11 protein-coding genes are annotated in these 12,304 nt (G+C 62.8%); 6 read left to right on the top strand and 5 right to left on the bottom strand.

From position 1 onward, the window contains the following. The first annotated feature begins 93 nt into the window (after window positions 1-93). Genes echA20 through ipdC form a run of 4 tightly spaced genes read left to right on the top strand, consistent with a single transcriptional unit; the run spans window position 94 to window position 3,602 of the window. Complete coding sequence (echA20, locus tag AB0I57_RS13355; protein WP_358335563.1) at window positions 94-870, top strand: (7aS)-7a-methyl-1,5-dioxo-2,3,5,6,7,7a-hexahydro-1H-indene-carboxyl-CoA hydrolase; 777 nt, start codon at window positions 94-96, stop codon at window positions 868-870. 4 nt (window positions 871-874) lie between these two features. Beyond that, on the top strand, window positions 875-1,768 hold the full coding sequence (gene ipdA / locus AB0I57_RS13350; RefSeq protein ID WP_358335560.1) for a cholesterol ring-cleaving hydrolase subunit IpdA: 894 nt from the start codon (window positions 875-877) through the stop codon (window positions 1,766-1,768). Further along, entirely contained in the window at window positions 1,765-2,526 is a 762-nt protein-coding gene (gene ipdB / locus AB0I57_RS13345) for a cholesterol ring-cleaving hydrolase subunit IpdB (protein ID WP_358335557.1), read from the top strand. Before ipdA ends, ipdB begins: the two co-directional genes overlap by 4 nt. Continuing rightward, entirely contained in the window at window positions 2,523-3,602 is a 1,080-nt protein-coding gene (ipdC, locus tag AB0I57_RS13340; protein ID WP_358335554.1) for a (3aS,4S,5R,7aS)-5-hydroxy-7a-methyl-1-oxo-octahydro-1H-indene-4-carboxyl-CoA dehydrogenase, read from the top strand. The genes ipdB and ipdC overlap by 4 nt, the downstream gene beginning before the upstream one ends. Here ipdC and AB0I57_RS13335 read toward each other — a convergent pair. After that, window positions 3,594-3,875, bottom strand: coding sequence for a DUF2277 domain-containing protein (locus AB0I57_RS13335; RefSeq protein ID WP_358335551.1), 282 nt, complete (start codon window positions 3,873-3,875; stop codon window positions 3,594-3,596). The two genes, ipdC and AB0I57_RS13335, sit on opposite strands and share 9 nt — an antisense overlap. 900 nt (window positions 3,876-4,775) lie before the next feature. Here AB0I57_RS13335 and nhaA point away from each other — a divergent pair. After that, a complete protein-coding gene (nhaA, locus tag AB0I57_RS13330; RefSeq protein WP_358335548.1) occupies window positions 4,776-6,098 on the top strand; it encodes a Na+/H+ antiporter NhaA in 1,323 nt (440 codons plus the stop codon). 93 nt (window positions 6,099-6,191) lie between these two features. On the opposite strand, the gene AB0I57_RS13325 is transcribed toward nhaA, so the two are convergent. The 3 genes from AB0I57_RS13325 to AB0I57_RS13315 form a co-directional block, all read right to left on the bottom strand. Then, window positions 6,192-7,658 (bottom strand): nitrate/nitrite transporter, encoded by a 1,467-nt coding sequence (locus AB0I57_RS13325; protein WP_358335545.1) that lies wholly within the window; start codon window positions 7,656-7,658, stop codon window positions 6,192-6,194. A gap of 253 nt (window positions 7,659-7,911) precedes the next feature. Then, entirely contained in the window at window positions 7,912-8,700 is a 789-nt protein-coding gene (locus AB0I57_RS13320; protein ID WP_358335542.1) for an ABC transporter permease subunit, read from the bottom strand. After that, on the bottom strand, window positions 8,690-9,604 hold the full coding sequence (locus tag AB0I57_RS13315) for an ABC transporter ATP-binding protein (protein ID WP_358335540.1): 915 nt from the start codon (window positions 9,602-9,604) through the stop codon (window positions 8,690-8,692). Before AB0I57_RS13315 ends, AB0I57_RS13320 begins: the two co-directional genes overlap by 11 nt. 207 nt (window positions 9,605-9,811) lie before the next feature. Here AB0I57_RS13315 and AB0I57_RS13310 point away from each other — a divergent pair, with 207 nt between their 5' ends. Then, on the top strand, window positions 9,812-10,786 hold the full coding sequence (locus tag AB0I57_RS13310; RefSeq protein ID WP_358335537.1) for a TIGR00341 family protein: 975 nt from the start codon (window positions 9,812-9,814) through the stop codon (window positions 10,784-10,786). A 31-nt stretch (window positions 10,787-10,817) separates the two neighbouring features. On the opposite strand, the gene AB0I57_RS13305 is transcribed toward AB0I57_RS13310, so the two are convergent. Beyond that, the gene (locus AB0I57_RS13305; RefSeq protein WP_358335534.1) at window positions 10,818-12,287 is read right to left on the bottom strand and encodes an oligopeptide:H+ symporter; all 1,470 of its coding nucleotides are present in this window, start codon (window positions 12,285-12,287) and stop codon (window positions 10,818-10,820) included. Between the last annotated feature and the right edge of the window lie 17 nt (window positions 12,288-12,304).

The following is a 12,304-nucleotide window of genomic DNA, read 5'->3' as shown; positions in this document are numbered from 1 at the left end:
TTCCGGCCAGGCCAGCTCAGAGCAGCCGGGCTCACATGTGTGCTAACTTACCAAGCAATCGCTTGGTTCGGTAGAAGACGTTAGGAATATGCCATGGGCATTACCTCCATCACCGACGGAACCGGCATCGCCACGGTCACCGTCGACTACCCGCCCGTCAACGCCATCCCGTCACGCGGCTGGTTCGAGTTGGCCGAGGCCATACTCGACGCTGGCCGGAGTCTGGATACCCACGTGGTGATCCTGCGGGCGGAAGGACGCGGATTCAACGCCGGTGTCGACATCAAGGAAATGCAGGCCACGGACGGTTACGAGGCCCTGGTCGACGCCAACAGGGGCTGCGCCGCCGCATTCGCCGCGGTCTACGACTGCGCTGTGCCCGTGGTGGTCGCCGTCAACGGCTTCTGCGTGGGCGGTGGCATCGGGTTGGTCGGAAACGCGGACGTGATCGTCGCGTCCGACGACGCCGTGTTCGGACTCCCCGAGGTCGATCGCGGGGCCCTCGGCGCCGCCACCCACCTCGCGCGACTCGTCCCGCAACACCTGATGCGCACGCTGTACTACACGGCCCAGAACGTCACCGCGCAGCAACTGCAGCACTTCGGGTCCGTCTACGACGTGGTTCCGCGCGACAAGCTGGACGACGCGGCCCGTGACGTCGCAGCCAAAATCGCAGCCAAGGACACGCGAGTGATCCGTCGCGCCAAGGAGGCGATCAACGGGATCGATCCCGTCGATGTGAAGAACAGCTACCGCCTGGAACAGGGATTTACCTTCGAACTCAATCTGATCGGCGTTTCCGATGAGCACCGCGACGCGTTCGTCGAGACCGGAAAACCCCGCTCCAACTCGAACACCCGGGAAGGCTGACTCGATGGCCGATAAGCGTGACAAGAGAATGTCGCTCGACGACGTCGTGAGCGAGCTCCGCAGCGGAATGACAATCGGCATCGGCGGCTGGGGTTCCCGCCGCAAACCGATGGCGCTGGTCCGCGCGCTGCTGCGTTCGGATATCACCGATCTCACCGTCGTCACCTATGGCGGACCCGACCTGGGTCTGCTGTGCTCGGCAGGCAAAGTCGCGAAGGCGTACTACGGCTTCGTATCGCTCGACTCGGCCCCGTTCTATGACCCATGGTTCGCAAAGGCACGCACCAGCGGCGACATCGAAGTCCGGGAAATGGACGAGGGCATGCTCAAGTGCGGGCTCGAAGCAGCCGGAGCGCGGCTACCTTTCCTACCGATCCGCGCGGGGCTCGGCTCGGACGTCCGCAACTTCTGGGGCGATGAGTTGCGCACAGTCGCCTCCCCCTATCCCGATGCCTCCGGACGGACCGAGACGCTGGTCGCCATGCCTGCGCTGAAACTGGATGCCGCACTGGTACATCTGAATCTCGGAGACAAGCACGGCAACGCCGCCTACGCCGGCGTCGATCCGTACTTCGACGACCTCTACTGCGCGGCCGCGGACAAGAGGTTCATCTCGGTCGAGCGGATCGTCGAGACAGAGGAACTGGTGAAATCCGTTCCACTGCAGAATCTCATCCTCAACCGCATGATGGTTGACGGCGTTGTCGAAGCACCGAACGGCGCACACTTCACGCTCGCCGGCGACAGCTACGGCCGCGACGAGAAGTTTCAGCGCCACTATGCCGACTCGGCGAAGGATCCGCAGGCATGGCAGAAGTTCGTCGACACCTATCTGTCCGGCAGCGAGGACGACTACCAGGCGGCAGTCAAGAAGTTCGCAGAGGAGAACCAGGCATGAGCCAGACGATCGCCGAAGTCACGCGAGCAGAGTACTGCGCTGTTGCGTGCGCCGAAATCTTCTCCGGGGCAGGAGAGATCATGGCCAGCCCGATGGCCACCCTTCCTTTGATCGGTGCGCGACTCGCCAGGCTGACCACCGAACCCGATCTATTGATCACCGACGGCGAGGCGCTGATCTTCGCCGATACCCCCGCCGTCGGCGCGAAAGCTCCGATCGAAGGCTGGATGCCGTTCCGCAAGGTATTCGATGTAGTCGCGTCGGGTCGACGGCATGTGGTGATGGGAGCCAACCAGATCGACCGTCACGGCAACCAGAATCTCTCCGCGTTCGGTCCATTGCAACATCCGACCCGCCAGATGTTCGGCGTCCGAGGGGCACCCGGAAACACCATCAACCACCCCACAAGTTATTGGGTGGGTAAACACTCGTCACGAGTGTTCTGTGAAAAGGTAGACATCGTCTCCGGTGTCGGCTACGACCGTATCGAGCCAGAGAATCCCGCGTACCGGTTCCTCCATATCCATCGCGTGGTCAGCAACCTCGGAGTCTTCGACTTCGGCGGACCCGGACACACTTTCCGCGCTCTGAGCCTGCACCCAGGCGTCACCGCTGGGGAAGTCGCAGACAACACCTCGTTCGAAGTAGCCGGGTTGGACGAGGCCGCTGCAACCCGCGAACCCACCGAAGAAGAACTGCGGCTGATCCGTGAGGTACTCGACCCGCGCAGCCTGCGAGACCGGGAGGTTTCGGTATGAGCACCCTGCGAACCGCACTGACCGATCTGGTCGGTATCGAGCACCCTGTCGTTCAAACCGGGATGGGATGGGTCGCGGGATCGCGGCTCGTCGCAGGCACCGCCAACGCTGGTGGGCTCGGCATCCTGGCGTCGGCGACGATGACGTACGCGGAACTCGAAGCGGCGATCGCGAGGACCAAGGCGCTCACCGACAAGCCGTTCGGCGTCAACATCCGCGCCGATGCCGCCGACGCCCCACAGCGCATCGATTTGCTGATCCGGGAGAACGTCCGCGTCGCGTCGTTCGCGCTCGCCCCGAAGAAGGAATTGATCGCGCAGCTCAAAGCCGCAGGAGTTGTGGTCATCCCGTCGATCGGCGCCGCGAAGCACGCAAAGAAGGTGGCATCGTGGGGTGCCGACGCGGTGATCGTGCAGGGCGGGGAGGGTGGCGGACACACCGGTCCGGTGGCTACCACGCTGTTGCTGCCGTCGGTGCTCGACGCCGTCGATATTCCCGTCGTCGCGGCGGGCGGCTTCTACGACGGTCGCGGACTTGCCGCTGCCCTGGCGTACGGCGCCGCCGGTGTCGCGATGGGCACTCGCTTCCTGCTCACCCAGGAATCGACCGTGCCCGACTCCGTGAAACAGGAGTACCTCGCTCGTGGCCTGCAGGACACCGTCGTCTCTCGCAAGGTGGACGGCATGCCGCACAGGGTGCTCAATACCGACCTCGTCGACAGCCTCGAACATTCGGGGTACCTGCGTGGACTGATCGCGGCGGCCCGCAACGCGTCGAAGTTCAAGACCATGACCGGCATGAAATGGTCCACGCTCGTCAGGGACGGCCTCTCGATGAAGAAGTCCAGCGATCGCACCTGGCAGCAGATCATCATGGCCGCCAACACCCCGATGCTGCTCAAAGCCGGGCTCGTCGACGGCAACACCCACGCGGGCGTCCTGGCATCCGGTCAAGTGGTCGGTCTGCTGGAGGATCTTCCTACCTGCAAAGAACTCATCGAAAAGATCGTTGCCGACGCCGTCGAACGCATCGATGCGCTCAGCCTGACGACGCGGCCGTCGCCGCACTCAGCCTGACGATGCGGCGTCCGCTGCGATGTGCGCCCGGACCTCCGGCCGTCGAAGGGGCGGTAACGTCGGTGGCGGCTGCTTCCGGGGCGGGAGCGTCGCCAGCAGCTTCGTAGTGGCCTCGGTCACAGCGGCTACCGCCTCTTCGAAAGGCTCGCGGTTGGCATCCGACAAATTCCGGACGCCACCAACCTTGCGAACATACTGGCGTGCCGCTGCCTCGACTTCCTCCCTGGTCGCCGCAGGCTCGAGTCCGCGCAACTCCGTGATGTTTCGGCACATGGATCGACGATAGCTCGACGCCTCGGTCGAGGGAGAGCGTCTGACCTGAACTGAGCACATTCGGACGAGCGACGCGGCATCTTCGGCTGTGACGATCCGCCCCCGCGCGCACGTTTGCCCGGAGCGATCACGCAATATGATGACGACCCTCAGCCCCTTGGCGAATCACTCACGCGTCCAATTTGATTGGACTACCTGCCGCAAATCCGCGCCGAGGATACAGGCCGGGGCCGCAACGCCTGCTTAGCGACATCCTGGCGAATGCGATGACTGGGGGGCGCCGGGCCGACCACGATAGAGTGGAAGTGGCGCGCCGGGAAGTCTGGTCGGCAATTTGGATGACCTGACGAAATGGGGATCTCATGATGCGCATCCCGGAGCACTATGCCCTTATGAGCCGGGCCATTGCGGGTCGGCTGTCTACCACGTACTGGCGGCGAGCATGCTTGTACCCATCACGATCGATCATGGGGTGCCGTGCATGACTGCCTTGCCTGCAGTCCCGCTCAGGAGCTGCAGAGACACGGCGAGCTGCCTACCCGCGCAGCGGGCGCATCGAGGGTGGCAGGAAGAAGTGCGGTCTCAACCACGCACTGAATCAGCCGTGTCGGTTGGTTATGCTGGTCCGGTTGCCTCGTACAGCACATCCGCCTGGAATCACCTTGCCGGTGGCCTGTCGCGCCCACAGCCGAGCTGGAGGATCCGCCTCCGGTCCGGAAGCGTCTGCGCTGGGGAGCGAGAACGGATGATCAGTTCCAATGATTCGTACAGGCGGATGCGGTTGCTACCCGGCGTAGACATCCGCAACCTCCCACATTGCGGTCGTGCTGCGGAGCCGGGAACACCGGCCGGCATCGCAGAACTGGTCCCGTCTATGCCTCCCGCACAGAAAGAATCTTTGTGAGCACTTCGCCAACTGCACGCACTCCCCTGTTCCCTCGTGGATCGTGGGCGGAAGCCTCACGCATCGGCGAGATCCTGCGGAAGGAGACGGTCGGCGGTGCACTGTTGTTGGTGGCATCCGTCGTCGCCCTGGTGTGGGCGAACTCCCCTTGGAAAGACAGTTACAACGGCCTCGCGGATATTACGGTCGGCCCAGAGGTGCTGCATCTGAACCTGTCCCTGGGGACGTGGGCAGCAGACGGACTGCTGGCGATCTTCTTCTTCGTCGTGGGCCTGGAGCTCAAACGGGAGTTCGTGGCCGGGGATCTGCGTGACCCCTCGAGAGCTGCTTTGCCGATCGCCGCGGCGCTCGGCGGGATGGCCCTACCGGCACTGGTGTTCGTCTCGATCAACCTTCGCACCGGCGAAGGAGCCCTGCAGGGGTGGGCAATTCCGACGGCCACCGATATCGCATTCGCCGTCGCGATCCTGGCCGTCATCAGCACCCACCTGCCCTCGACGCTTCGCATCTTTCTGCTGACCTTGGCAGTGGTAGACGATCTACTCGCGATCACGATCATCGCCGTCTTCTACACCGACCACTTGTCGGTGCTACCACTGGCCGCAGCTCTGGTCCCGTTGGCCGCTTTCGCCTTTGCCGTACAACGGAGAATTCGGTCGTGGTGGTTGCTGCTTCCGCTTGCCTTTGCCACCTGGGCGCTCATCCATGCATCCGGCGTGCACGCCACGGTCGCCGGCGTGATATTGGGCTTCACCGTTCCCGTAATACGGGGCAAGGCTTCCGGCGAGGCCGAATCAGGGCCGGGGCTGGCCGAACACTTCGAGCACCGGATTCGCCCTATCTCAGCTGGTTTCGCGGTGCCCGTGTTCGCGTTCTTCGCGGCCGGAGTCACTATCGGCGGTTTCAGTGGGTTGCGAGACGCCCTTGTCGACCCGATCACCATCGGCATCATCGCCGGTCTAGTGCTCGGAAAGACCTTCGGAATTTTCGGCACCACGTTCCTGATGTCCCGCTTCACTCGGGCGACACTCGATTCGGGGTTGAAGTGGATCGACATCCTCGGGGTCGCGATGCTGGCCGGGATCGGGTTCACGGTGTCACTGTTGATCGGGGAACTCGCCTTCGGTGGCGGCAGTCCACGAGACGACTATGTAAAGATCGGCGTGCTGTTCGGATCGGTCATCGCCGCGATGCTCGCCGCCATTCTGTTGCGGATCCGCAATCGCGCCTATCGACTCATGGCCGAGCAGGAGGCGTTGGACGCGGACCACAACGGAATCCCCGACGTGTACGAGACCCGGGATCGAGACGCGACCTGAATCGCTCCGCTTACCCCCTCCGGGGGACGAGAGAAGAGCAGCGGCCTTCGCCGAATACTTCGACGAAGGCCGCGTGCTAACGCTCTCCTACGGCTACACGTTTGCGTATGCCAGTGACGGAATCCTGTGCACAGCGAACTCCGAACGCAGGTAGAACCACCAGGTCACGCCACCCATCAGCAGGAACAGCGCAGCGTAGCCGATGAACGCCGGCGTCATGCTGCCCAAGTGGATGTTGGACAGGCGCAGGGCTTGCTGCAGCAGGAACCCGCCGAAGGCTCCGCACGCACCGACCACTCCCAGAGCCGCACCGGCTTGCCGCTTCGCCGACGCAGCAGCTTCCGCTGGATCCTGCCCGATCTCGGCGGCCCGCTTCTTGGACTGGGCGCTGAAGATCGTCGGGATCATTCGGTAGGTCGAGCCGTTGCCGATACCGGTGAGGACGAACAGGATCAGGAACGCTGCCAGATAAAGCGGGAAGCTGTGCAACTCGAGGGCGACCATGATCAGGCCGATTCCTGCGGCCTGGCTGACGAACACAGCGAGAGTGATCTTCGCGCCGCCACCCATTCGGTCGGCGAGCCAACCTCCGAACGGCCTGGTGAACGAGCCCACGAGCGCCCCGAGGAACGCCAGGTTACCGAGCGCAACGAGAATTCCGACGTTGTCGAGCTCGGGGAAGTTGGCCCGGATGAGGGTCGGGAAGGCGAACGAGAAGCCGATGAACGATCCGAACGTGCCGACGTAGAGGAACGCCATCACCCAGTTGTGCTTGTTGGTCATCGCCAGCTTGTATGACTGCCCATCCGGCTTGGCGCTGGTGATGCTGTCCATGAACAGCAGGGCTCCGACCGCGGCGATCACGATGAATGGCACCCAGATCAGGGCTGCCATCGTAAGACCCAGTCGGTAGCCTTCCGGCGACTTCGCAACGATGGTCGTACCCAACGCGATCACCAGCGGAAGCGCGAGCTGGGTGACCGCCACGCCGAGGTTGCCGCCCGCGGCGTTGATGCCCAGCGCCGCACCCTTCTTACCCTCAGGGAAGAAGAAGGAAATGTTCGCCATCGAGGAGGAGAAGTTGCCACCTCCGAAACCTGCCAGCGCGGCCAGCACCAGGAACACGCCCATCGAGGTGTTCGGCTGGTTGATGAAGTACGCCAGTCCGAAGCATGGGAACAGCAGCATGGTTGCACTGAACGCGGTGAACGCACGGCCCCCGAACTTGGGGATCGCGAAGGTGTATGGCACCCGCAGCGCCGCCCCGACCAGCACCGGCACGGACGTCAGCAGCAGTGCGTTGTTCAGCGCCTGGTCGCCCTGCATGAACGCGAACCCGGCATTGCCCATGTTGGTGACGACAATGGTCCAGATCACCCAGACGTTGAAACCCAGGTGTTCCGAGAAGACCGACAGAAACAGATTCTTCCAAGCAGTCTTCTTGCCGCCTGATGCCCAGAATCGCTCGTCTTCGGGCTTCCAGTGGTCGAGCCACCGTCCCCTTCTCTGATACTCGAAGTCCGGTTCTGTCTTCACGATGGCATCTGCGGTTGCAGTCATCAGCGATCCTCTCGGTGTGGCGACCCGCACAGTCCCGATCCAGACTTCTTGGGCGTCCAATGGTGGGCGCGGGCGATCTCTCGCGATCGAAACCCAACTTATGAGGATGGGATTACGTGCCTGTGGCACACGATGACGTCAAAACAAACTCCCGCTCACTTCGCAGATCCGCGAGGCGTGAGAAGTATAGGGGGACCCGATGTACACCCCGATCCCGAGGACCCCGCACCGATGACTTCGGCGAACGAAGACTTCAGTGCACGTCGAGCCGCTGGAAGGCCAGGACGGTAGCCACGAACAAGACCAGTGGAACCGCGATCAGCACCGCTGCGGAAGACAGGTGCAACCCGTTCTCGAGTTGACTGTCACCGACAGCGTAATAGAACAGTGACGCGTAGCGCGCCGGACGGATCCAATCCACGATCGGTGCGAGGGAGTTGATCAGGTACGACGCTGCAGCGACGGTCGAGGAGATACCCAGCGCCAGCCCGCGGCTTCCGGTCAGCGCACCGACCAGCATGGCAAGCGCCCCGAAACCGATTCCGAGCAGGAGAACACCGAGCGTGGTCCCTGCGAGGTGCCCGAGGTCGACCGTCAGCTCGAAACCCCGGCCCAACACGACCACCGCCGCGGTGACGAGGGCAACCGGGATCCCGATCAGGCACAGAGCCCCGAATTTCTCGCCGGCGATACGCATACGAGAAAGCGGCATGGCAACCACGACGCCGAGGGTGCCGTCTTCGTCCTGCCCTGCCAGGCACGAGGCCCCGAATCCGATTCCGAGAAGCAGCATTATCAAGGGCAGGAAGTTGGCATACAGATTGGCATTGAGCCACCCGGATGAACTGGTCAACGAGTCGCCGATGCCGAACAAGGCGGCCATCGTGGCATTACCTTCGGCAAAACTGTCAAGCCCCGCATCATCTTTGAAGGCGGGGTAGAGCGCCACGATGACGAACGTATACACCGCTATACCCAAGGCGTAGCCGATCAGTGATCGCCGCCGCAGCCTCAGGTCCAGTCGGGTCAGCTCAGTGAGCATCGGTGGCCTTCCCGTGCGGTTCCTGGCGGTAGTAAGTCAGGAAAAGCTCGTCGAGGTCGGCGCCGCGAGCGGTCATATCTGCAGGCTCGAGGTCGGCGATCACACGAAGCAGTGGAGCAATCGGCCCGGCGACGGCGAGAGTGACTCGCCGATCGATATCGGTGACAACTCGAACGCCGTCGAGGCGCGACAACTCCCTGGTGTCGACGTCGCGGTCGAAGCGAAGTTCGACGGTACGCGGGGCGTTGCGCCGCAGCCGCTCGACTGTGTCGGTGACAACCAACCTGCCTTCCCTGATGATCGCCACCCGGTCGGCCAGTCGTTGCACCTCGTCGAGCTCATGGGAGGACAAGAACACGGTCCGCCCCTGCGCAACTGTCTCCCGAATCAAGGTTACGAATTCCTGCTGGAGCAGCGGGTCGAGCCCCGATGTCGGCTCGTCCAGGATCAGCAGTTCGGGTTTGTGCATGAAGGCCTGTACGAGGCCGATCTTCTGGCGATTGCCCTTGGACAGGGTTCGCACCGGGGTGTCGAGTTCGGCGCCGAATCGTTCGACCAGCTCGTCGCGGTATGACAGATCCTCGAGGCCGCGGATCCGCGCGGCAGTGTCGAGATGCCGACGCCCTGTCAGCCTTGGGTATAGCGCGACCTCGCCGGGCAGATATCCCACGCGTCGGTGGATGTGCACACTGTGGTGGACAGGATCGAGTCCTAGCACTTTCATGGTTCCGGAGTCGGCCCGGTACAGGCCGAGCAACAGCCGGATCGTGGTCGACTTGCCGGCACCGTTGGGTCCGAGGAACCCGAACACCTCGCCGCCGCTGATGGTGAAGTCGAGATCGGCCACACCCCGACGAGGCGCGAAAAGGCGGGTAAGACCTGCGACGTCGATGACAACTGTCACCGTTGGGCCTCCCCTGAGCGAATCAATCTGACGCCTTCACATCAACTGAACGCATGCGCCGATTATTGAACAGTTGTTCACACCAGGGCAACGACCCGGCAGGGTGAGTCTCCTGCTACATCGCAACCTGCACATCGCAATGCGCCGATTCGATCCGAGAAGGGTTTACGGTGACGGAGACCCTCTGGCCCGGTCGAAAGGACCACGATGCGCCTCGCTCTCATACCGGACAGTCAGCGACGGAGTTTGGAGGAACTCGAGGACCGCCTGGATCTCGACTCAGGCGACCTGAGGGCAAAACGGTCCGGTTTCTGGATCATGCTCACACTCTCCGGCGTGATCGCTGCGGCAGGCGTCGTGGGAGATTCGACCGCAACCGTGATAGGCGCAATGATCATCGCCCCCTTGTCGACACCGATTCTGGGGATCGGTCTCGGCATCGTCACCGGCCGGGGCCGACTCGTGGTCCGCAACATCTTGTACGTTCTGGCCGGTGTCGTACTGGTGGCCCTTGTCGGGTACATCTTCTCGCAGGTACTGCCCAACCCCACAAATGTGCTGACCAACTCGCAAGTCTCCGGCCGCACCTCCCCGACCTTGAACGATCTCGCGGCCTCGATAGCCACTGGATTGGCCGGGGCCATCGCCATCACCCGTCGCGATGTCGGCGACGTACTACCGGGGGTGGCAATCGCGATCTCTCTCGTGCCCCCACTCGCGGTGGTAGGTGTCTGCCTCGGATCAGGCGCGCCCTCGCTTGCCGCCGGCGCCCTGGTGCTGTTCGCGTCCAACGTGATCGCAATGGTGATCACATCGACCGTGGTGATGGCAGTCGCCGGCTATGCCCGCGAATCCGACACCACCGCATCGAATCGACACGGCCGAATCTACGCAGTGCTGGCCGCGGCGTTGGTCGTCGTCGCCATTCCCATGGTCTTGAACTCACTGGCCACGGTTTGGGCCGACGATATCCGCAAGTCGACCCAACAATGGTTGGCCGAAACTCCCGACGCCGTCGTCGGATCTGTCACGTGGCAAGGCAATACCGCTGTGATCGAAGTCCTTGGCCCACGAAACCTACCGCCAGTCTCCGACCTCGAACAGTCAGTGGCCGAAGTGGTGCCGTGGGGTCCGAGCATCATCATCCTTCACGCTGTCGGCCAGCGCATCGAAGGTGGGTAAGGCCGCTATGCGGCCCACACACGGCAGCCGCCTACCGCACGCCGCGCATCATCCGGATGATCCACGGCGCGATCAGCACCGTTATCACTCCGACCCCTACCGAAAATGCGCCGACTGTCGTGAAGTAGGGGACCTCGTTGTCGACGTCATAGTACTGCGCCAAGGTGCCGGCCGCGGCAGTGCCGAGGGCGATCGAAAGGTAGTACAAGGCGACCGTTTGGGTGTGGAAAGCGGTCGGTGCCAGCTTCGAGGCCAGAGACAGTCCGACCGGTGCGATGAGCAGTTCACCGAAGGTGAGCAACAGGCATATGAAGACGATGCCGAGAAGCGGAGCACTGTTCGGCCCGCCACCGGCGAACATCAGAAATGCCCAGAATGCCAAGCCGGTGACGATAGTGCCGGATGCGAACTTGATCGGGGTAGCCGGTTGACGTGGACCGAGCCTTGTCCAGATGGCTGCGAACACTCCCGCAAAGATGATGAGGAACACCGGGGTGATGGACCGCACCCATGCGGCCGGGAACTCCCAACCGAACACGCTGCGGTTGAGCCTTTGATCGGCATAGATCGCCAGGACGGTGAACTGCTGCTGGAACAAGGACCAGAACACTGCGCTGACGATGAACATCGGGATGAACGCGAGCATCCGGCTGCGCTCTACAGCAGAGACCTTCTTGCTGGACAGAAAGACCGAGAAGTACGCGATTGCCGCCAGCGCCGTCAGGACGATCACTACATTCGAGAGGTTGTCGGCAGTAAGCAAATGCGTCACCGATGCCACCACGATGACGACCACTACACCCAAGGCGATTACTGAATATCTCAGTCGGTCCGCCACTGGCAGCGGGTTCGCGGCCCTGTCACTCACTCCTGCAAGCCGATGGCGATAGAGCACGTACTGGGTCAGTCCCACCGCCATACCGAGCGCGGCAACTGCGAATCCGATGCGAAAGCCCGCGATGTCATTGACCAGTCCGGTCAGCAATGGACCGACCAACACGCCGAGATTGAGCCCAAGATAATAGATGGAATACCCGGCGTCGCGGCGGCTGTCGCCTGCGGCGTACAGTTCGCCGACCATCGAGGTCGCGTTCGCCTTGACCGCACCGCTCCCCAGCGCGATGAGAATCAGTCCGACACCGACACCTGGTAGGCCGGGCAGTGTGGCCAGTGCGAGGTGCCCCAGAATGACGAGAACGGCACTGTAGAAGAGGGTGCGCTCCGATCCGAGCAGTCGGTCGGCCACCCAGGCGCCGACGATCGTCGAGAAGTACACGGTGCCGCCGTACGCACCGACGATGCTCGTTGCGGCCGCCCTGGAAATATCGAGTCCGCCATCGGATACCGGGTAATACAGGTAGTAGATGAGAATGGCGGTCATTCCGTAGAACGAGAACCGTTCCCACATTTCCACGCCGAACAGGTTCGCCAGCGCGATCGGCTGCCCCAGAAATCTGTGGCCGTGCGCGCGCTCCTGCTCCGCAACAGAAATGTTTCCCATTGCTAAAGATTACACAG

This window comes from Rhodococcus sp. NPDC049939 (genome assembly GCF_040656415.1).
Classification (GTDB): domain Bacteria; phylum Actinomycetota; class Actinomycetes; order Mycobacteriales; family Mycobacteriaceae; genus Rhodococcus_F.
The sequence above is the reverse complement of the archived record's forward strand: the minus strand, read 5'-3'. Positions and strand labels throughout refer to the sequence as shown.